We start from the raw sequence: 22,134 nt of genomic DNA, 5'->3' as shown, positions 1-22,134 counted from the left end.
TTCACGATTTCTTCTTGTAAAGAGGGGAGTGAGCTGATATCTTTGGTTGATTCGTTCCAATATGAAGATCGATTCGCCCGAAATAGAGTCCAAGTTGGTAGACCTTCAAAATGCCGTTAAAGAATTCATCGGCTTTTATCACCAGGATTTAGATTTCCAAATTCGGGTAAACCCACTTTGGTCCGCCAAAGACATCCTGGGACACATTACCTTTTGGCATGAGAGTTTTGCTCGAAATATCAGTGCTTTGGGCAAAGGCCAGAAACCCTTGCCACTCCAGGGAAAACTCTCTGAAGTAAACGCTCGAAGCGTAGAAGAAACTGAACCTTTTTCCCATGTTGAGTTAATTAACCGGTTAAAGACTGCCCAGCAAACTATTGAAGAGCATATTGGAAATGAGTCCATTGGAATGATTCCGTACAAGAAAGGTTCAAGAGACTACTCTCGCTTAGAGCATCTCGAAATTGTGGCCCATCATATTCAAAAGCACTTGAAAGGTTTGAGAAAGGCGGTCAAAGACCGGACTTAATGAACTATTACAAGCAATCGACGCTCTATCCCAGTATAGTGTCCTTCATCATTGGTTTTGCCATCGCCGTTATCGACAACTACGACTACAAGTCGGAATGGATACCCGCTGATTTAGCGATTGCTATGGTAACTGTTTGGGTTATGGTGCTTTGTATGTATTTCGCCATGCTCAATATAGGCTTGCTTGTGGTCCCTATTGATTCCATTCGAACCAACCGGGCAAAAAGTGTACTTGCCTGGTTTTTACTTCCAACTATAGGTACAGTTGTTTTGGTTTTACTGGTTGAATTTCAATGGATTATTGATTGGTTGTTATTTGCTGGCGTAGTGCTTCCCTTTTGGGTTGGATTGGTATTATCCTATCGAAAAATGAGAAGTGAAAAGTGATTTAAAGCTTGGAATACAGCCCACTTCTTGGAAAGAGCAAGGAGTTCAGATGGCATCTCCCATGGAAATGAAAAAAAATCCTAACGCTACTTGAGATTCAGTTTTTAATTCTAATTTTGGACCGAAATACGAATTTAGTCGAAAAAATGTCATTAACGAAAGAAGATATCGCCATCCAGGAAATCCTTGATGCGGGTAGAAAGATGTTTCAGCAGTTTGGATTGAACAAAACTACCATGGAAGACATCGCTAAGTCCGCCGGAAAAGGGAAGAGTACACTCTACTATTATTTCAAAAGTAAGAACGACATTTTTGACCGGGTAATCGAAGAGGAGATGGGGGATTTCTTTGAATCTCTAAAATCCGAATTAAGCAAGCATGAGTCCATAGAAGACAAGCTTAAGACCTTTGTTGCCTACAAATTTCAAAAGACCAAAGAGAAGATAAACCTTTACCGGTTGACCATAGATACTTCGAATGCCATTGAATTGAGCGGACACTTCAAATTGTTGAGAGACAAGTTCGATCAAAAGGAAATTCAATTGGTGTCCGATATGCTTCATGACGGAATCAGCAACAAGGAGCTGGCTCATATGGACGATGATGAAGTGAATTTAATCGCTGAGTTGATCATCTCAAGTATTCGGGGTGTTGAATTGGACATTGTAACCCGTGACCGATTCAAAACTTTGGATTCTAAGGTGGAACTCATTTCAAACATCATGATTAAAGGGTTGAAGTAGCCCTTTTTTTTGCACCCAATTTGGACTAAAAAACGGAAATAGTCGAAAAGTTAAATTAAAAAGGAAAATGAAAAAATTACTGATTTGCGGGCTTCCTGCCCTCACCCTGTTGGCTTGTTCGCCTGCGGAGTCGCCAGAGGCCTCAGGCAAGGAACTGGCTCAGAACCACCGATCGATAAGTGTACGATTGGCCAAGGTTATGCCCTACGATGGGGAAGTAACCCTGCAGTATTCTGGAGTAGTGGAGGCTAATGAAATGACCCCGCTGAGTTTTGCAACTACAGGGAATGTCTCCGAAGTTTTGGTGAACGAGGGTGACTATGTGACCAAGGGGCAGCTACTGGCCAAGCTGGATCAGGAAATGGCCAAAAATGCTTACGACCTCGCTTCTCAGCAACATCAGCGTGCTCAGGATGCCTACAACCGTCTCAAGCCCATGAAAGAAAACGGAACTCTTCCTGAAATTGATTGGGTAGAAATGGAAACGAACCTGGCCCAAACGACTACCGCAGTGGCCATGGCCCAAAACGGGATAGATGATTGTTTCCTAAAGGCGCCAAGATCCGGAGTGGTGGGTTCCAAATCCATTACCCCGGGAATGAATATCCTCCCTAATTCCACCGCAATTCAACTGTTAGATATTCAATCCGTATTGGTTAAAATTCCTGTTTCCGAGGACGAAATCGGTTCCCTGCAGAAGGGGCAGAAAGCTCGGGTATTCATCGGTGCATTGGGGCAGGAATCTGTTGGAGCTATTGAGGAAATTGGCGTTTCGGCCGACCTGCTCTCCCACACCTATCCGGTAAAGATTGAGGTGCAGAATGAAAACCGAAAAATCAAACCGGGTATGGTATGCGAAGTGGATGCCATCCTTTCGGATGAGGACCAAGGAATGCTGGTGTCCGAAAAAGCACTGCAACTGGATATTGAAGGCAATCAGTTTGTGTATGTGCACCAAAACGGTAATGTGCAGAAGCGGTTTATCAAAACCATTAAGACCTTGGAAAATCACCTGTTGGTGAGTGGAGATCTTAAGCCAGGGGAAGAAGTGGTCGTAGCCGGACAGCAAAAGTTGGTTCCCGGATTGGCCGTAAACGTAATTCGATAAAGCGCCATGGAGAAGAGAAGATTCAACATCATCGAAATGGCCATGAAGCATCGGCAAATTGCCGTTGTACTCACAACCCTTCTCGTTCTATTGGGGGTGTATGCTCTTGTGGTAATGCCCAGAAATGAGTTTCCGGAATTTACGATTCGTCAGGGACTTATTGTGGGCATATACCCAGGAGCAACTTCCGAGCAAGTGGAGGAGCAATTGGCTACCAACGTAGAGAGTTTCCTCTACGGATTTAAAGAAGTGAATCGGGCAAAAACCTATTCCATTTCCAAAGAGGGGATGCTTATCGTTTTTGTAGAGGTAAATAACAACGTGGACGATCCTGATGCCTTTTGGGACAAGATTAAATTTGGGCTCGATCAGCTCAAACCACAACTTCCGCCCCAGGTATTGGCATTGATTGCCAACAACGAGTTTGGAGAAACCTCGGCTTTATTGCTCACTGTTCAGTCAGAATCCAAATCCTACCGGGAGCTGGAGGAAGAACTCAAAATCATAGAAACCGAACTCCGGAAAATAGAAGCGGTTTCCAAAGTGCGTCATTTTGGCTTGCAGCGCGAACAAATCACCATTTATCCAGATAAGGACAAGCTGGCGCACTACGGAGTAAAACCAATTTCTGTGTTAGCCGCTATGCAAATGGAAGGTTCGGTGTATTACAGCGGTGAGCTTGAAAATGGCGAATTGATCACCCCGATTCATGTACCCAATAGCTTTCGATCGGAGGAAGACATCCGCAATCAGATTCTTTATGCCGATCCAAATGGAAATGTAGTTCGAGTCAAGGACGTCGCTCAGGTTATTCGCGAATATCCAGAACCCGATTCCTACATCAAAAACAATGGGAAGAAGAGTTTATTGATTTCCCTTGAAATGCAAACGGGCAACAACATTGTTCAATTTGGGGAAGAAGTAGACGAAACCCTGGCCCATGTTCAAACCCTGATTTCGCCTGATGTAAGTGTATCCAAAATTGCGGATATGCCTTCGGCCGTAGGTCACGCCATTAAGCACTTTCTCAAAGAGTTTATGATTGCGATATTGGCTGTAGTGGTCGTTATCATTCTGTTGTTGCCATTTAGAGTAGCAGCGGTAGCGGGTGTAACCATTCCGATTTCCATTTTCATCACCCTGGGAGTTTTGTACATGATAGGTACCGAATTGCACACCGTTTCCCTGGCTGGTCTAATCGTGGTTCTCGGTATGGTGGTGGATAATTCCATCGTGATTATCGATAGTCATGTTGAGAAGCTGGATCACGGTGATAACCCCTGGCAAGCGGCCTGGAAAAGTGCAACCGAGTTATTTGTACCGGTTTTTTCAGCTACGCTCATCATCTTTTGTTCCTACTTGCCCATGCCTTTGTTTCTGGAAGGGCAGTCAGGTGACTTTTTGGTTTCTCTACCCATCACCATAGGAGTAGCTCTGTTGGCCTCTTTACTGGTCGCCTACTTGCTGGTGCCTTACATGTGCTTTGTGTTCATCAAACAAGGATTGCACAAAAAAGAAGCGACTCCAAAAGATAAAAAATCGCTACTCGATTATTTGCAGAAAGCCTATGACAAGATGCTCGAAATGGCTATGCAATGGCCGAAGCTCACTTTGTTGGCCGGGCTTCTTTCCGTGGTTGCGGGTGGAATGATTTTGGCCATTTTGCCTCAGCAGTTATTTCCCAAGGTAGAACGGAATCAATTTGCCGTAGAAATCTACTTGCCAGAAGGATCTACACTGGAGCAAACCGCTTTTGTAGCCGACAGTATGGAAAACATGCTCCTGGCGGATAGCCGGGTGGAGAATGTAGCCACATTTATTGGCGAAAGCTCGCCTCGTTTTCACACGACCTATGCACCTCAGTTTCCTGCCAAAAACTATGCGCAATTGGTGGTCAATACTCAGAATCAAGATCAGGTTCCTGAAATTCTGGATGAGTATGAGCGCACCAAACGCAACCATTTCCCGAATGCCTATGTGCGTATGAAGCAACTGGATATGCTGGCAACTTCAGCCCCCATAGAGGTGCGGATTTCTGGAAGTAGCTTGGATTCTATCAAACTTGTGGCTCAGCAAGTGGAGGAGATCATGCACGATCATGAATCGGTTATTTGGGTGCGAAACGATTACAAAAAGCCCCGTCTTGGGCTTCGCCTGGATATTGATGATGAACGCGCCAATCGACTGGGAGTGACTCGTGGATCGGTGGCCATGTCGGTAGCAACAGGAATGTCTGGTCTACCTGTTGGAACGGTTTGGGAAGGAGATTACCCCATCGATGTCAAGGTGATGAGTCCCAAGGATGAGCGCAACGACTATGCCGACATCGGAAATCTTCCTGTCGCATCTCCATTAACGGCAAGTAGAGTGACGGTGCGTCAGGTTGCTGATATTACCAATGATTGGACGGAAGGCCAAATTGTAAGAAGGAATGGTGTGAAAACAATCACCGTTCGAGCCGATGTGCAACGCGACAAGCTGGCTTACAAGGTGCTGGGCGATCTGAAAAAAGGAATCAACCAACTTGATTTAGACGATCAGGTGAAGATTGGTTATGGGGGAGAAGAAGAGAGTCAAATTGAATCTTTTGTACCCATGTCCATTGCCTTTGCGGTGAGCATTTTCCTCATATTCATCATCCTTCTGTTTCAGTTTAAAACCGTGAGTTATGCCTTCCTTATTATGACCACCATGCCCCTGAGTTTATTGGGTGCGGGTCTCGGTCTGTGGTTGACCCAATATCCATTTGGTTTGACCGCCTTTGTGGGAATCATCAGTTTGATGGGGATCGTGGTGAGGAACGGAATTATCCTCATCGATTATGCGATTGAGCTTCAAAAGAAACAGGGACTTTCCTTGTACGAAGCCGCACTGGCAGCAGGAAAGCGTAGAATGCGACCGATATTCTTAACCTCTTTTGCCGCAGCCGTTGGAGTAGTGCCAATGATTCTCAGTGGATCCACTTTATGGGGACCGCTGGGATCGGTTGTGTGTTTTGGACTACTGGTATCCATGTTACTCACTTTGATTGTGCTACCGGTATTGTATAACGTCTCTTTTGGTCGAACCGAAAACAAGCTTCAGAAATGAAAAAGATGATCATGCTCGTGGCTATCCTCTATGGTGGGATGGCTAATGCTCAAACGACATTGAGTTTGGCTGAAAGCAAAAAAATGGCTTTGAAAAACAACGTGGCGCTCAAAAACAGCCAGCTGAAGGTAGAGGCCATGCAACACGTAAAAAAGAACGCGTTCACGAATTATTTTCCCCAGGTTAACGCCTCCGTTTTTGCCATGAAGGCCCTTGACCCATTGGTGGAGGCGGAGGTCCCTGGTGGGAATTTACCCGTGTACAACGGAAATCCGGCGACATTACCCGGGGCTACCGAATTTGCCTACTTTCCGGGAATGAGTGTTAGTGCCATGGACCAGCTCCAGGTAGCTCAGGTCAATTTGATTCAACCGCTCTATACTGGTGGCCGAATTCACAACGGCAACAAGCTGGCTCAATTGGGTTTGGATGTGGCGATTCAGCAGCAAGCCCTAACGGAAAAGAGCGTCTTGATTTCTACCGAACAACAGTACTGGCAACTGGTGTCTTTGCAGGAGAAAGAAAAAACCTTGGCCAAATATGAGGAATTGCTCGTCAGTTTGGAAAAACAGGTGAATGACGCCTACAAAGCGGGATTGATATTGAAGAATGACCTGCTCAAAGTTCAACTCAAACAAAGCGAACTGAAATCGAACAAAAATCGCTTGTTGAATGGGAAGAAGCTGGCCACTATGTTGTTTTGTCAAACCATTGGAATGACTTATGATTCTACCCTGGTATTGGCAGAAGATCTGCAAGAATTGGAAGCTCCACAGTCACACTTTGCGCTTACCGATGCGGCTGTGGCCAATCGAATCGAGTACGATCTGTTGCAAAAGTCGGTGGATGCTGAACAGCTTCAGAAGAAAATGGCTCGGGGCGAGAATCTTCCACAGGTGGCAGTAGGCATGTCAGGGTTTTACTACGATGGAATCACCGAAAACTTTGAAGGTACTTCCAACGGTTTGGTCTTCGCTACGTTATCCATTCCCATTTCCGATTGGTGGGGTGGATCGCACAAGGTGAAGGAACATAAAATCAAGGAGCAGATTGCGATCAACAATTTCTCTGATACCGAGCGCTCCCTCAAGCTACAGATTGAAAAAGGGTGGATCGATTTGGTTCAGGCTTATGAAATGGTAGGACTGATGGAAGCGACCCAGGTTCAGGCGGACGAAAACCTCCGGGTTACTCAGGACAGCTATCGCCAGGGAGTGGTTACCATCTCCGATCTATTAGAGGCTCAAGCTCTGCAAATTGAGACCTCCGACAAATTAATTGAAGCCAAGGCCCAATATAAATTGGCGATCACCGCCTACTTGCAATATACAGGCAGGTAGGTGCCCAAATAATAGGCTACGGCGATGACCCAGGAAGACACCTGCCCTTGTACTTCCTGGGTCATTTTTTTATGGGAAGTAATAATCTATATTAGCATTTGAAAGCCCATGATTAACCAACGGAAATAATTGCTACAGACCCGCCATGATCTACCGTGTTTCAATCTCCGATAAGAAAAGGGCCGTCGCAAAAAATCGAAGACACCTCACCATTACCTATGTTTTAGGTTTGCTCCTGTTGGGGAAGGCGATCTACCAGAACGGTTGGGAGTTTTTTCAGGAATTTTGGTATCCCCAAGTGGCCTTTATTCTCTTGCTTCATTTGGCCTGGTGGTATTTTGATCAAAAGTTCAGAACCAAATTATCAACCACCTACGAAGTCACACCTTATGAATTTATAGTCCGGACCAAAAAGCAGGAAACTCATCGGATATCCCTTAAGTCCATCGATCGAATTGTCAAAACAAAAGGAGCTTATCGAGTGGAGTTCGATTTTGATTACGCTTACATCCTGGCCATTACTGAAAACGTGGATGATCTCTTGAAAGAGATACAAAAAGGAATGCGTCAGTCAACAAATATCCAGTAAACGGTTGCATTTCTGCTCCAAATTAGCAGCATAAGAATGACAAGGGCCAAAAGAGGACATGATTTTGAGAAGATCATCCCTCCCTCAAGGCTTCGATCTTCGAGTAAGCCTTTTGGGAGGTAACCCAATCAGAAGGAGGTTCGAACCGTTCAAGAAACCCATCTGCAGCCGGGAGCTTGTTTGTCCTTTTGATCAAATCTGAAACAAACATCCAGCGATATTTGAGAGTATTTGGAAGAGTATTACCTGAGTATTCTGAGGATAATAATTGTGTATTGTTACAGGTTGATTGTTAGTGGTTTGTGCGGGCTTTTGGTAGGCTTTTTTTTCGAAAAGAAAGACCTTGTTTTCCTTTGAGTAAAAAAAAAATCCCCTATCCTGTCACACCTGGGTTTTGAAATAGTCTAATCGCTAAAGACAAAAATTATGAAGCGATTAGCTGTTTATTTAATGGTGGCCATCCCCCTCGCTGTAGCGAGTTGTTCCACCTCATTTTCAAAATCCCAAAACATGGAAAACAACAAGCAGGAAACCGTATATGAAATTGCGGTATTTAGAGTGAAAGACAATTCGGGCTTTACCGAAGCCAATCAAAAGGCAATTGACGTACTTAGTGAATTTGATGGGTATCTCTCCTCGAGAACCTTTCAAAATTTGGCTGACCCTATGATCTACATGGATATGGCGGAGTGGGCGAGTCTCGATCAGGCTAAAGCAGCCCAGAAGCAATTTGAAAAATCTGGTTCTCCGGAAATAGCGAACTACCTTCAGAATATGGAGAAGGTGACCTACTTTGCCCACCTCAAGGATATTCATAATGGTCAGATGCATTTTCGAGCCACCCAGGAAGGTGACATCCTGGAATTTGCCCTGGGTCATGTAGCCTCAGCCGATAGGGACAATTATTACAGAACCAGAATTGAAGTTTTGAATCAAATAGGAGGGAAGTACGATTTCATTCGGGAGGTACAAACCTTACAGTCGATAGAAGATGAAACCCAATTTTTGGATTTGCTCCGCTGGGAAAGTGCAGAGAAATGCGAGAAGGTGCAATCCGACTTGCAGGAAGACCCAATATATTTGGATTTTGCCTCCAACTTTGACATGAACAAGGAAATGATCATGCAATTCTACCGTCAAATCCGATGAAACAAGGAACGCTAATCGAGACATCCTACCAGGAAGCATCCGATCTTCAACTAAGATCGGATGCCCTGAATGGGAATACCAAGGCCCTTGATCAACTTATTCGCAACCATTACGCCTTCATTTATAACGTGGCGTTGAAAATGGTGTTGGATCCAAACGATGCCGAGGATGTGACCCAGGAAATTGTCATTAAAATCATTACCCATTTAGGCAAATTTCAAGGAAGGTCTTCTTTTAGAACCTGGCTGTATCGCATTGTGGTCAATCATATTTTGACCTTGAAGAAAATGCATTGCGAATACATTGTGCAAGATTTTGATCAATATGCCCGCGAATTGAATCAAATGCCGGATCACGATTTTCCATTTCAAGATTCCGAAACTCCGGAGAGTCAACAGATCCTGGAGGAAATCAAATTAAGTTGCACCGCGGGAATGCTCATGTGTTTGGATCGGGAGCAGCGCTTGGTGTATACCCTGGGAGGGATTTTTGAAGTGGACCATAATTTGGGTGCTGAAATTCTGGATATTACCCCAGCCAATTTTCGCCAGAAGCTCTCCAGGGCACGTAAGCAGCTTCACTCCTTTATGCATAATCAATGCAGTTTGGTTAATCCGTCAAATCCATGTAAGTGTGCTAAAAAGACTAAGGCCTTTATTGATTCAGGGGTAGTGGACCCAAACCATTTGGTATATCGGTCTCATTTTACTCGCCGTATCGAACAGATATTAGAAAAGGATCACCACAAAATGGAAAAGGAACTGGATACCATGACCCAATCCCTTTATCAAAATGCACCTTACCAGGAGAGTGAAGCGTTCAAAAAAAAATTGCTCGACTTAATTGACTCCAAACGGTTTCAGGATACCTTGGATTTCGGACGAGAATCTTAGAATTTAACCCCCAAATGCAAGCCCGGTTCGGGGAAGAAGAAATTAGACCACCGGTCTTCAACTTTCTGAAAAGATTCAGGCATGTTGGCATTCACAGGCCAAAAGGTACAAGCAACCGAGGGTTCAATGTAAAAGCGATTCTTGAATAACGGTAAATGATAGCCAAGCCTACCGGCGGTGAAGAGTTGAAACCCATCTTGGATGTGGTGATTGTCTTCATCGAAATAACGCTGAAGAAAAGGCGTGACATGAACAGCGGTATAAAGTCCCTTCCACCAATAATGTTGATAGGCGACCCCAATTCCAAATGATCGGACATATCCTGGAAATTCTTCATCTGGACTTTCATAGGATGGACCATAAGGAATACCCAAAGGGGCATTGTATTTCCAGGTGATAGCTTCAATCGCCAAGGTGTTCTTTCGATTTAGCCATTTACCAGCACTGAGTAAAACAAAGTCCGGCGGATTGACCTGATCGGGAACCAGGTTGACTAATACAAAAGCTGAGGATCCAACGAAGTACTGACGAAATGTACTATCCGATTGAGCACGAAGAAGGGGAGAGGAGACCAGTCCAATAAAAACAAGGAGACAGGCCAATGAGGTAGAAAAATTTGTTTTCATGATTTGATTTTGGGCAAAACTACCCGGGCCCATTCGGAGGGTTGATTGACTTTCGTCAAGAACGAAGGGGAGAATTCTGAATGTTCAACGTAGGTAATCTCGAATCAGTCCTTCTTCTTCGTCTGCCTTTTTCGGATTCGGCTAAGGGATTCAGCAGTCATGCCTAAATAGCTGGCGATTTGGTATTGGGGCGCCCGTTGAAGCAGATTTGGACGGTTGCGTTGCAAATTGAGGTAACGCTCTTCAGGAGAAGCTTGGCGAAACTCTAGGAAATCTTGTTGGTTTTCGTTCAGGAATTTTTCACTCATAATGCGGCACAGCGATTCGAATTCCGGGTGTTTAGCAAATCCTTCCGATTCTATTTCAGGAGTGCTAACCGTCACCAGCGTATCCTCAAGGCATTCCAGGTAATGCGGCGAAGGACGATCTTCTCCATAGGTTAGGGGAACGGCAATTTGCATTTCGGTGAAAAAGTCCAAGGTCCTTTCGTTGTAACCCGGACTCTTATAGCTCCGTATACACCCCTTTAAAACGAAGTAGGAATGATCCGCTTTTTCCCCCTCTTTTAGGAGTAGGGTTCCCTTGGGAAAAGATTGCACCAAAGTCGATTGTTCAATCGATTGAATGAGCTCCTCACTGAGGTCCACATATTGGGATAAATATTGAATGATTTCCTGAGTCATTTCGGAACCAAAAATCGGACTTCCAATTCAATTTTGCCAAGTTGGCTTTCAATTGGATTTCGAAATCCCATTTTTGAGGTTTTCTAAGACTGGATTTTCGTCAGCTTAAAACCTGACATTTTAGAGGGGTAAGTCAGTATTCATCCTTACATCGGTACATCCTTTGTCAGTTCGAACCCTTACCGACTTTGTTAATCGTCAGGCTTTCCCCTGACGGTAAGGGTTTGCGTAAAATGCGAAATACGCGTTTTGGGGTGGTTTTGGGGTGTTAAAAAGTGCTCCAAACGGGGTGATATGCCCCCTTTTTTGAAATTTTTTTAAATTTTTTTTGACCCCTCTAAGATTGCCTAAATCAAAGGGTTAACGGCCATTTTTAACAACGCCAGGAAGAACCATTTAATCATTTGACCCATCTAGCCCAACTAATTAACCGTATCAACTAACAAGAGAGCCCGAAGCCCAATTATCAATTTTCCAAATCCGGGCAGAACCAAAACAATTTAACTCATTTATCATGAAAAAAGTGATGCTTGCCATGGCAACATGGTTACTAGTCTTTTGTGCCAATTCTCAGGTAAACCTACCCTGGAAGCAGGGATTTGAATCGGCCACAGACTCATCCTACAGAACGGGAACCACTAACATTTTAGGTATCCCAAACACGGAATTTATAACGGCCACAAGTGGCCGGATGAGAACTGCTGCCGGAACCGGATTTTCTCATGCTGGAAATCGGGCGATAACGCTGGACAGAGACCCTAACGGAACCTTCGTTCAGAATTATTTCATCCAAACTCTCGACCTTTCTTCTTACACCGGTGCTGCCCGCATCGATTTTTCCTTCTGGTGGACCGACCACGGGGAAGAAGTTCACTCTGGTGACCGGGTATGGGTTCGTGGTTCAAGCACGGATTCCTGGATTGTAATCTACAATCAATCCTCCAGATTTTCTTCCAATTCTAACGGAAACTGGGTGTATTCCGGGGAAATTGACATTGTTCAGGAGCTGGCTAACAACAGCCAAACAGTATCCTCTACTACTCAAATTCGCTTTGGCCAATACGATAACTACCCTGCTTCTTCCGTAACGGGTTCTGATGGTTTTTCTTTCGATGACCTGGAACTGGTTGAAGTGAAGACCAATGACGGTGGTATTGTAGATATGAATCCTATTTGTGCTGGTCTTTCAGCGGTAGAAGTAGGATTAAGAAACTTCGGAGCAGATACTATTCGTTCGGCAGTGATCGACTGGAATATCAACGGTACTGCACAAACTACCGCTAGGTTAACCGGGTTGTTGATTCCTCCTGGACGTACGCAATCAGTAACATTGGGTAACTACAACGTTACTTTAGGAACTCCTTACAACCTGGATGCTTATCCTGATTCCATCAACGGAGTGCCAGATGAGCAAGCCGGAAACGATACTTTGTCCATCACCTTCCAAGCTGCCTATTCCGGAACCTTTACCGTAGGTAGAACAGGTGATTTCCCAATGCTTCAAGATGCAATCGACGATTTGGAGCAATTTGGATTGTGTGGAGCTGTAACCCTACAAATGCTTGACACCATCTTTACTGAGGATGTGACTATTGAAAACATTCCTGGAAGAAGCATGACCAATACCTTACGCATCACTTCAGCTCCTGCAAACCAGGATCCAGCTGTATTGGATGGTACTTTGGAATTGAAAGGTGTGGCTTACTTGCGATTGGATCACATTGAAATTTATGATGCAACCAAAGCCATTCAATTCAACGACCACAACCACGACATTGAAATTGATAGCAACTATTTGCACATTGATCCGACTGGATCATCTTCCAACAACGTTATTCGTGATGAAAGAAGCGGAAAAGCAGAGCGTGTAAACATTCACCACAATACGATTCAGGGTGGATACTACGGAGTTTACTTCCGCGGAAATGGAACTTCCAGAGCCAATCGTGATGTTGAGATTAACGTAAACTACAACACCATTATCGGTTTCCGCCAGGTAGGTGTATACTTTGACGAGTTGCTCGATGCGAACATCGAATACAACGTTATCCGCAACGATAGTGCTCAATGGACTCCAAGAGCAATTGATACTCGGGAGTGTAACAACATGAGCATCTCCTACAACGACATTCTTATGTTCGCCGATGGTGGTGGAACAGGTATTTATGCCTACAACAACAACCGTTACGGACGTCAGACTTCAGATACTACCCGTATCAATGGAAACTCAGTAGCTGCTGTAAACGATGATGCTACTTCTACCGAATATGGAATTTACTCTTACTATGGATACAACATGCAGATTGAGCACAACACGGTTCACGTAAGCTCAACTTCTGGAAGCTCTTATGCTTTGTATACCTCTACCATCAGAGATAGCTATATTCGAAACAACGTGTTGGAAAACCTTCAAGGTTCTGCTACCTGGAGACACCGTTCTACTTACAGCAACACTTCCAACGACTACAATACTTTCTGGGCAGGTGTGCCAGGAGTTGATGGAACTACCAATGTGACCATCGGAAGCAACTCTAACGTGGCTTATCCTCGTTTCCGTGACCTTGCCAATGGAGACTTAAGACCTAACTCAGTTGGGTTGGACAGCAACGCCCTTATTTCACACAACATTACTACCGATTTGCTCGGACAAACCAAGAGCGCAACGCATCCAGACCGTGGAGCTTACGAATTTGATATTTGTAAACATGACGCAGGGGTCCGTATGGTACAACACGGATACGGAATGGTTCCGGCAGGACAGGGAGTCCCTTTGTTTGCAACCGTAGCTTCCATTGGTCTGGACACTGTTAGTCAAGCCACAATTCACTACAGCTTGAATGGAGCAACTACTTCTGAGAACCTGGGAGTTTTGAGAATCGATCAGGATACTGTGTCGCAAGGAGCTCTTTTAGTTGGTAACGCAGTTGGAACCTTCCAGGTAATGGCTCGTTCTACTATTGCCGAACAAGATTGCGGAACGGATAATGATACCGCTTACAACGATGTATTGGTAACTGACACCGTGATGGCTCGTGAAAATGCCACTGCTCCAGATGCTGGAATCGGTAATACCACCCCAATCAGATTTGGACAAACCATTGACGTATTCAATGCGGATACGCTTTCATCTCTATCCTTCTTCTTGCAGAATCCTACCATTGGTACTTCTGTACGTTGTCTTTTGTATACCACCGATGCTCAAGGCGCTCCGGATCAACTTTTAGATTCTACTCGAGCCATGGTTGTATTGAACAGCCAAGCTGGTTGGTATCACATGCAGATGGGATGTAACGGTCGCGTATTGCAGCCAGGTAAGTATTTCATCGCCATGGATCAGATTAACCCAGTGAACATGACCTTGGGTTACATCGAGGAGCGTAATACTCCAGATCGCTTTTTGTACGTAGATCTTCTTCAAGGAGCAGGATGGGTAAGATCAGACGATGCTTCTTTGAACTCTTTGGTAGACAATATCACACTTATGCTTCGTGCCAACTTTGGACGTTGGGGAGGACCAGACGTAATGCCGGCATCTACGGATGTTTGCCACGGTTATGGTACCTACATCAAGCCTACTCAGAATTTCCCGTTCCAACAATGGGCTACAGGAAGTATTCAGGATTCTATTCTGATCACTACTCCAGGTACCTACCGGGTAGATGTATGGGATGAAATTGGATGTCACTATTTTGATTCAACAGTCGCGACATTGACGGCTCCAATTTCCGTTCTTTCTACCCCTACAGCGGCTACTTGTGGCCTCTCTGACGGAAGCATTAATGTTCAAGCAACAGGTGGTACTTCAGGCCCATTCCAGTACAAGTGGAGTGATGGAAGCACTGGAGCTACCGTTTCTCAATTGAAAGCCGGTGACTACCGAGTTACTGCTACCGATACCAATGGTTGTTACCAGATCGATGATGTACAACTGTTGGGTGCCTTCCCAGAAATTACAAGCAACTGGACTTACCCATCTTGTAATGGAGATGCTAACGGTACAGCTGCGGTGCAGGTTCAAAGTGGCGTTAAGCCATACACCTACGCCTGGAGCGCAGGTAACACCCCTGGATCTCCTAACAACTCAGGTTTGGCTGCCGGACAGTACCTGGTATCTGTAACCGATGCGAGTAACTGTACAACGATCGATACAGTAGACGTTCTTGATCCAACAATTATCATTACTCAGCCTAATGGAAACGATCCATCTGCCTGTACTTTGTCAGACGGTAGTGCTGAGATTAATGTACAAGGAGGAATTCCGCCCTATCAATATAATTGGAGCGACCCGAATCAACAAACCACCTCCAAAGCAATCGGGTTAGAAAAGGGGATTTACGATGTAACAGTTATTGACCATGTTGGGTGTGTTAAAACTGCCAAAGTTAAGCTCGTAGACCCTAATTCACCCGTTGCTGTTGCCTTGGATAAATCCTTGGATTGTAGCTACGATACCACAACTGTTGCTGTAACTATCAATGGTGGTACCGGACCATTTAACTATTCCTGGAATTACCAGAACATGCAGACTCCACAGATTCACGGAGTTGGAAAGGGACAGTACAAACTTCATTTGGTAGATCAGTTGGGATGTACTTTTGATACTACTGTAGTAATTAGTACTCCTGATCCTGTTCAGGTTCAGTTTAGTCAGCCTCAATACCTGGGTCAGGGTAACATTGAGGTTACAGCAACTGCATCTGGCGGTACTGCACCTTACCAATCTTACACCTGGAGCAATGGTGAAACCGGTCAAACGGCTTCAACTTTGAGCAACGGGGTGAGCACTGTAACCGTTGTTGACGACAACGGATGCTCCTTCGACTTCCAGATTGACCTTTACGATCCATCTACCGGCTTTGCCGATATGATCAACAATAAACAGTTATCCATCTATCCGAATCCTACTCAGCAATGGGTAACCCTTGACTTCGACCTGCCTGCTACGCAGACGGTTTCAGTAAGGGTGCTTTCGTCCTTAGGAAAAACGTTGGAATTCAACACATTTTCTGAGGTGTCCGCCGAAAAGATTACCCTGGACCTTGGTAAGTATTCAGTAGGCGTTTATTACCTGGATATTCAGGTGGGAAATGAACGGGTAACCAGTAGGGTTCAAGTGACCCGTTAAATTTCTCAATTCATCTGAGAAAATTAGTTAATGATTCGGCCTGCCCTCTTTGGGGCGGGCCGAATTTATAGTCAGTGTAATCGAATAATTCTCTTCTCTACAAAGGATTTTGATAATAGACAACGGCTAAAAGATGCGTCATGAGAAAAAACAAATTGCAGATCGAGCAATTGGAGTTTAAGATGAAGATACTGGCGCCTGCCTTGCAGGTGAGTCAACCTCCAACCGGTTGGATCAAAGCTACCCGACTAGCATTAGGAATGTCGCTCCGCCAATTGGCTCAGCGACTTTTTGTTACCAAACAAAGCCTGCAAGAACTCGAACAAAGAGAAAAAGAAGGAAATATCACCCTCAAATCGCTGCGCGATGCAGCAGAAGCTTTGGACATGGATCTGGTTTACGGATTTGTTCCCAAAGACGGAAGTATTGATGCCATGATTGAAAAACGTGCTCAGCAAATGGCGATGCACATGATGGCTCCAACCTCCCACCGATTAAAACTGGATGACCCGGAAAACTTTGAAGCTAATCTTCAAAACGCCATAGAAGAGCGGGTTACCTTGCTCAAGTATAAACTACCAAGAAATTTGTGGGACTAAGTACTTTAGCTTTTTGTCCCTACCTTTGAACAAACCTTTTTAAGATGAAAACTTTCCGATCCAATCGATTTCTATCCCTATTTGCCCTCGGCCTTATTCTAACGGCTACCAGCTGTCAGAAAAAAGAAGGATGTAACGATCCAATGGCTGTCAACTTTGATGCTGAAGCCGAAAAGGATAATGGTACTTGTGAGTATGTTCATGGCTGTACCGATTCTAAAGCCATCAATTTTGCTTCAGATGCGGTGAAAGATGATGGAACCTGCCGTTATGCTGCAGATCAATTTATTGGAACTTGGAATGTAAAGGATTCTATACGAGACGTATTCATAGAACCTATGTTTCACCACCGCCAGTACAAAATTCAAATTGAGCGATCTATGAATGATCCTGACTCGATTAAGATCACCAACTTTGCCAATCTGGGTGATCACATCTGGGTGATGGCCAAAGTAGAAAACAACACTTTTATCTTGGATCATGTAGACGGTAGAGCTCCTGCGGGACACGTGCATGATCGCTTTTTCAAGTATGTGGATTGCTCAAGTGAAGTAACCGTTGATGACATGGTCTTCGATTTTATATATGCTGAGATAAAGGGTGATCTTCGCCGTGGAAAGGGTACGGCTACCCGAACTCTATAAAGGCTATACGTCGTGCTCTTCCAGGTATGGGCGAGCATACTTTTCCGTAAAGTAAGACAGCAACCTCCAGGGAATTCTTCTGAACCAGGGCAAATGGCGATCGTGTACCAAAAGGAACTCGAGCTGACCCACCCCTCCGCGTTGTTTTTTAAAGGTCCCCGCCCCAGAGCTCATATTTAACAAATAGCCTCCTGATTGCGCTTTTTCCATCAATCTTAGATTTAAAAAAGGGTAGAGGCGATGTTCCCGGGGAACGGTCACATCATAGCCAATAAAAGGAGTGGTAATTTGCCCATCTTGCACCAGGTACAATTGAACTGCTACGGGGTAATTTTTATCATTCACCAACACTTCGCCCATTAGCCACTGCTTCTCTAAGGCAAGGCGAACAAATCCGGGCGTATACCGAGGGTTGAGTCGGGAATGTTTTTCCAGGTAAATGGATCGGTACAATTCCAGAATACGGGTAAGTTCATTTTCGTCGTTGTAGTCCACCGGCCGCCATTCATAATCCTCTTGTTTAGTCCACCGTTTCACATCCTGCTGCAAGGGGCGTTTTTTCTTCGGAAACCCGCTACTCATATCTACCTGGTAAATCTTTCGATTGGTTATTCGCCAGTAACCATAATCTTCCAGCGGTTCAATCAATTCAGGACGGGTCATTCCACGAATAACCAAGGCATGCCGAGGATATCGCTCCATAAGGTGGGCCGAAGCCTCCCAGTAGTCCAATGCTGAATTGCAGGAAGCAAAGGAAGTACTCAAAAGGTTCATGTCGATGTGGATGGTTTTGTCCAGTTGAAGGGTGCGAAACAAGCCTGCTACCCCTTTTTTTAACCAACCAATCCAAGGTTTTTTACCGTTTTTTTCTTCATACTCCTCCAGCCCATAAACAATGTATTGGTTGACAATACTGCCGACATAAGCTTCATGACGCTGCCGGTGATTGGGCAGGTAATAGGGTACGGTGTTACCGTTAATAAAGAGGTAATGGATGGATCCATGCAGGTTGTCAATCCATTGATGGAGATCTTTCTTTTTCCACGTGTCCAGCGTTTTCTTAAAGCTTGTTTTGTCCGCTTCGGGTTGAGTAGAATTCCACTGGTAGTAGGCCGCAGAAATGTTCATAGTTTAGAGTTATAGTAACATTCGAAGCTATCTGGAAAGTGTGAACTCCTAATAAAGGACAGGTCAAGAATGGAATAAGCCAAAATTACCGCCGTGTGTCCTAATGGTTCCTGTAGTGCTGATATTGAAAACGTTTTTTTTACGGATTCATAATACTTGCGGTACACCTTCCTCAGGGGATCTCAGTTCTTTTGCGTCATAGTACCTATGGAATATGAAATTTAAGAATGCTTTAGACCAACTCCGCGACAAACTCTTCGAATCCATCCACACCAATAACCTGATCTACAATACCTGTTGGGAAGATCCCCGGGTAGACCGTAAGTTGATGGATATCGACAAAGACAGTGAAATCGTTATGATTACCTCGGCTGGTTGCAATGCCCTGGATTATCTGCTCGATGGACCCAAGGCCATCCACTGTGTGGACATGAACAGAAGACAAAATGCCCTTCTCGAATTGAAGTTGGCCTTTTTGAAAGACATGCACTACGAGTCGTTTTCGCACTTTTTCCTTCATGGTCGTACTCCTGCAGCCACCATGATATATGAGAAGTTTATCCGGGCCTATCTAAGTCCGGAAGCCGCTCTGTTTTGGGATGAGAAGATTGACTACTTTACCGGATTTGCCTGGAAGAAAAAGACCTTTTACTACCGGGGAACAGCTGGACAGTTTGCCTGGGTATTTCGTAAATACCTTAATGCTCGTCCCAAGACCAGTCAACTGGTGGAAGATCTGCTGGAAGCCGATACTTTGGAACGTCAGCGTGAAGTTTATGCCGAATTGGAACCGAAGCTTTTGAATAAAATGGTTAGGTGGTTGATGAACCGTCAAATGACCATGTCGATGTTGGGTGTACCGCGTTCTCAAAAAGAAATCATTACCGAGAATTTTCCAGGTGGAATGTCAGAATATGTAGCTGCCAGTCTGCGTTACATCTTTACCGAACTTCCTATTGAGGATAACTATTTCTGGTATGTATACCTAAAAGGAGAGTACTCCGATACCTGCTTGCCGGAATACCTAAAACCCGAAAACTTTGGAATGCTCTGCAATCGTCAAAATCGGATTTCCCTAAATACTTCCACTTTGGCTGGATTCTTAAAAGACAACCCTGGAAAGTACACCCACTTTGTCTTGCTTGATCACCAAGATTGGTTGGCCGCTTACAACAAAGAGGCCTTAGAAGAAGAGTGGAAGCTGATATTGGAGAACTCTGCTCCGGGAGCCAAATTCTTGCTGCGTTCGGCCCACGCAGAGCCCGACTTTATTCCAGACTTTGTTTGGGACGCTTGTACAGAAGAGAAAGAATTGGTGGACAAGTACAAAGTATTGGATCGGGTAGGAACCTATGCCGGTACACTGATGCTAACACGGAATTAATACCACCAAGGTTCACCTTCATAATTACTTAGATTAAGGATAAAAACACGTTGAAATTCAGGTAAGATACCCACCGTATTTTGCGTAAAACACTCTCATGAAACAAGAGAAAAGGCCCGTTGATATAGTGGTCATCTCAGACGTTCACTTAGGCACCTATGGCTGCCGGGCCAAAGAACTTCTAATTTACCTCAAGAGTATCCAACCCAAGCGTGTTATCCTTAACGGAGACATTATCGACATCTGGTTATTTTCCAAGCGCTACTGGCCTAAGAGTCACATGCAGGTAGTTCGGCAGATTTTAGAATTTGTCGGTCAGGGAATACCTGTGGATTACATCACGGGAAACCACGATGAGATGCTGCGAAAATTTGTAGGGTTTGAGCTCGGGAGTTTTCGCATTACCAACAAGGTTCTCATGGAACGAGGAGGGAAGAAAATGTGGTTTTTTCACGGAGACGTATTTGATGTCACCATGCAACACTCTAAGTGGTTGGCCAGATTAGGAGCCATCGGATACGATTCCCTCATTCTGATTAACACCTTTATGAACTGGACCCTCGAAAAGATGGGGCGGGAACGCTACTCCTTGTCCAAGCGGGTTAAAAACAGTGTGAAGAGCGCCGTTAAGTTCATCAACAACTTTGAGCAAACTGCGGCTGATATCGCTATTGAAAATGGATATGATGTGGTATGCTGTGGCCATATTCACCAGCCCGAAAAGAGAATCATAACCAACGACCAGGGAGTGTGACCTACCTCAATTCCGGCGACTGGATTGAGAACCTAACCTCATTGGAATACAACAACGGCGAGTGGAGCATTTACGAATTTGGCAAACAAAACGTAAGCCGCAAAGCCGTTTTCGAAATCATCGATAAGGTGGATATGAACTCCAGCCAGCTGTACAAGGAACTCATTCAAGAATTTGAAGACCTGCGCAAAAAGAACCAACCCAATGATGGCAATTGGCGAAGTGAGGCGTCGTGATTAGAGTAAACAGGGAGTGGCAATCAATACTCCAACACCACCATCACAAACCGAACGCCCATATCAGCAGAAGAATAATCCTGTCCGGAATAGTATTGACGCACCCCATTTTGTAAGTAGTATCCTGGATCGCGCCAACTGCCTCCACGGGTAACTCCGGATGCATCTTGAACAGGTTGATCTTGCAAGTCGGGATCAAAGTCTGAGCGATCGTTGCGGAAGTAATAGGCATCCACCATTTCTTCTACATTTCCGGCCATGTTATACAAGCCATAATCATTGGGGAAGTAGGACCGAACCGGAGCCGTTATATCCGCATTGTCCATCAGATCATTTGGATCGATATACGGACTGCCCGGAGGATGGAAATTTCCGGTGGACAGCATTTGTTTCTTTTGCAAGGAACCATCTTCCTGTTTCACGTACATTGAATCTCTTTTGATTCCCGCTTGAGAAACCCATTTAAAATTGGCCATCCGCAATCCGTCAGAATTCACCACCCGAAACCCGAACCAGGGAAACGGGGCAGGATCTAAACCGCCGCGGGCCGCATATTCCCACTCTCGTTCGGTAGGAAGTCGGAATTGTACTTTTTGGAAAATGCGCTCCTCGTTGGCATTGTATTTTTCAGTTAACCACTGAGCATAGGCCTTGGCTTGCTTGTAAGAGATTCCCACTACAGGATAGCGTTGATAAGCTGGATGCTGAAAATAGTAGGTAACATAGGGTTCCTGATAGCTGTATTTGTTTTTCCACACGTTGGTATCCGGATACATGGCTTCGTAGGATGGATCGTTCTTTTCTTTTAGGTCAAACAGAAACTCTTTGTACTCGAAGTTCGTGAGCTCATACTGCCCGATAAAAAAGCTGTCTATCACCACCACTTTAGCACGCTGAGCCTCATCTGAACGAGCATCTTGATCAGACACCCCAATCTGGAAGGCACCCGAAGGTATCCAGCTGTAAGGGTTGTTCTTTTCGAACTTATTGACTTGTTTACGAATTTGTTTGTCAACCTGGGCAGGAAGGGAAATAGAAAGGCCTATAAGGGCAAGGACAAGGGCTGTTTTCATAGAATTAGGACTTAGGCGAATATAGCTAACTAATAACCCCCAAGAGCTGAAT

17 protein-coding genes and 1 pseudogene are annotated in these 22,134 nt (G+C 44.8%); 14 read left to right on the top strand and 4 right to left on the bottom strand.

Annotated elements, in window-relative coordinates; genetic code table 11:
* Nucleotides 1–61: 61 nt before the first annotated feature.
* The 9 genes from KFE98_20950 to KFE98_20910 all read left to right on the top strand — a co-directional run bounded on the left by KFE98_20950 (nucleotide 62) and on the right by KFE98_20910 (nucleotide 9,830).
* Complete coding sequence (locus tag KFE98_20950; GenBank protein ID UTW62441.1) at nucleotides 62–529, top strand: hypothetical protein; 468 nt, start codon at nucleotides 62–64, stop codon at nucleotides 527–529.
* Nucleotides 529–918 (top strand): hypothetical protein, encoded by a 390-nt coding sequence (locus tag KFE98_20945; GenBank protein UTW62440.1) that lies wholly within the window; start codon nucleotides 529–531, stop codon nucleotides 916–918. Before KFE98_20950 ends, KFE98_20945 begins: the two co-directional genes overlap by 1 nt.
* A 146-nt stretch (nucleotides 919–1,064) precedes the next feature.
* Nucleotides 1,065–1,661, top strand: a complete 597-nt coding sequence (locus tag KFE98_20940; protein UTW62439.1) for a TetR/AcrR family transcriptional regulator — start codon at nucleotides 1,065–1,067, stop codon at nucleotides 1,659–1,661.
* A gap of 67 nt (nucleotides 1,662–1,728) precedes the next feature.
* A complete protein-coding gene (locus KFE98_20935) occupies nucleotides 1,729–2,769 on the top strand; it encodes an efflux RND transporter periplasmic adaptor subunit (GenBank protein ID UTW62438.1) in 1,041 nt (346 codons plus the stop codon).
* A gap of 6 nt (nucleotides 2,770–2,775) precedes the next feature.
* Complete coding sequence (locus KFE98_20930) at nucleotides 2,776–5,859, top strand: efflux RND transporter permease subunit (protein UTW62437.1); 3,084 nt, start codon at nucleotides 2,776–2,778, stop codon at nucleotides 5,857–5,859.
* A complete protein-coding gene (locus KFE98_20925; GenBank protein UTW62436.1) occupies nucleotides 5,856–7,199 on the top strand; it encodes a TolC family protein in 1,344 nt (447 codons plus the stop codon). Before KFE98_20930 ends, KFE98_20925 begins: the two co-directional genes overlap by 4 nt.
* A gap of 145 nt (nucleotides 7,200–7,344) precedes the next feature.
* Nucleotides 7,345–7,788 carry a hypothetical protein gene (locus KFE98_20920; protein UTW62435.1) on the top strand — a complete coding sequence of 148 codons (444 nt, stop codon included), beginning with the start codon at nucleotides 7,345–7,347 and terminating at the stop codon, nucleotides 7,786–7,788.
* Between the two features lie 426 nt (nucleotides 7,789–8,214).
* Entirely contained in the window at nucleotides 8,215–8,937 is a 723-nt protein-coding gene (locus KFE98_20915; protein UTW62434.1) for a hypothetical protein, read from the top strand.
* Nucleotides 8,934–9,830, top strand: coding sequence for an RNA polymerase sigma factor (locus tag KFE98_20910; protein UTW62433.1), 897 nt, complete (start codon nucleotides 8,934–8,936; stop codon nucleotides 9,828–9,830). Before KFE98_20915 ends, KFE98_20910 begins: the two co-directional genes overlap by 4 nt.
* Here KFE98_20910 and KFE98_20905 read toward each other — a convergent pair.
* A complete protein-coding gene (locus KFE98_20905; protein UTW62432.1) occupies nucleotides 9,827–10,456 on the bottom strand; it encodes a hypothetical protein in 630 nt (209 codons plus the stop codon). The two genes, KFE98_20910 and KFE98_20905, sit on opposite strands and share 4 nt — an antisense overlap.
* 104 nt (nucleotides 10,457–10,560) lie before the next feature.
* Entirely contained in the window at nucleotides 10,561–11,139 is a 579-nt protein-coding gene (locus KFE98_20900) for a Crp/Fnr family transcriptional regulator (GenBank protein UTW62431.1), read from the bottom strand.
* Between the two features lie 514 nt (nucleotides 11,140–11,653).
* Between KFE98_20900 and KFE98_20895 the strand changes: the two genes are divergently transcribed.
* The 3 genes from KFE98_20895 to KFE98_20885 all read left to right on the top strand — a co-directional run bounded on the left by KFE98_20895 (nucleotide 11,654) and on the right by KFE98_20885 (nucleotide 17,507).
* On the top strand, nucleotides 11,654–16,264 hold the full coding sequence (locus KFE98_20895) for a T9SS type A sorting domain-containing protein (GenBank protein ID UTW62430.1): 4,611 nt from the start codon (nucleotides 11,654–11,656) through the stop codon (nucleotides 16,262–16,264).
* A gap of 140 nt (nucleotides 16,265–16,404) precedes the next feature.
* Nucleotides 16,405–16,863, top strand: a complete 459-nt coding sequence (locus KFE98_20890) for a mobile mystery protein A (protein ID UTW62429.1) — start codon at nucleotides 16,405–16,407, stop codon at nucleotides 16,861–16,863.
* 44 nt (nucleotides 16,864–16,907) lie between these two features.
* Nucleotides 16,908–17,507 carry a hypothetical protein gene (locus KFE98_20885; GenBank protein UTW62428.1) on the top strand — a complete coding sequence of 200 codons (600 nt, stop codon included), beginning with the start codon at nucleotides 16,908–16,910 and terminating at the stop codon, nucleotides 17,505–17,507.
* A 3-nt stretch (nucleotides 17,508–17,510) separates the two neighbouring features.
* Here the strand turns inward: KFE98_20885 and KFE98_20880 are convergent, their stop codons facing one another.
* Nucleotides 17,511–18,635: a GNAT family N-acetyltransferase gene (locus KFE98_20880; GenBank protein UTW62427.1), complete on the bottom strand. Its 1,125-nt coding sequence runs from the start codon at nucleotides 18,633–18,635 to the stop codon at nucleotides 17,511–17,513.
* A 214-nt stretch (nucleotides 18,636–18,849) separates the two neighbouring features.
* Between KFE98_20880 and KFE98_20875 the strand changes: the two genes are divergently transcribed.
* Together KFE98_20875 and KFE98_20870 are read left to right on the top strand one after the other, a co-directional pair.
* Nucleotides 18,850–20,019, top strand: a complete 1,170-nt coding sequence (locus tag KFE98_20875; protein ID UTW62426.1) for a BtaA family protein — start codon at nucleotides 18,850–18,852, stop codon at nucleotides 20,017–20,019.
* Between the two features lie 97 nt (nucleotides 20,020–20,116).
* A pseudogene (locus tag KFE98_20870) lies at nucleotides 20,117–21,009 on the top strand (UDP-2,3-diacylglucosamine diphosphatase).
* 23 nt (nucleotides 21,010–21,032) lie between these two features.
* Here KFE98_20870 and KFE98_20865 read toward each other — a convergent pair.
* The gene (locus KFE98_20865; protein UTW62425.1) at nucleotides 21,033–22,082 is read right to left on the bottom strand and encodes an SUMF1/EgtB/PvdO family nonheme iron enzyme; all 1,050 of its coding nucleotides are present in this window, start codon (nucleotides 22,080–22,082) and stop codon (nucleotides 21,033–21,035) included.
* Between the last annotated feature and the right edge of the window lie 52 nt (nucleotides 22,083–22,134).

It is taken from the genome of bacterium SCSIO 12741, from assembly GCA_024398055.1.
Lineage (GTDB): Bacteria > Bacteroidota > Bacteroidia > Flavobacteriales_G > Salibacteraceae > SCSIO-12741.
This window is presented reverse-complemented; position numbering and strand designations above follow the sequence as displayed.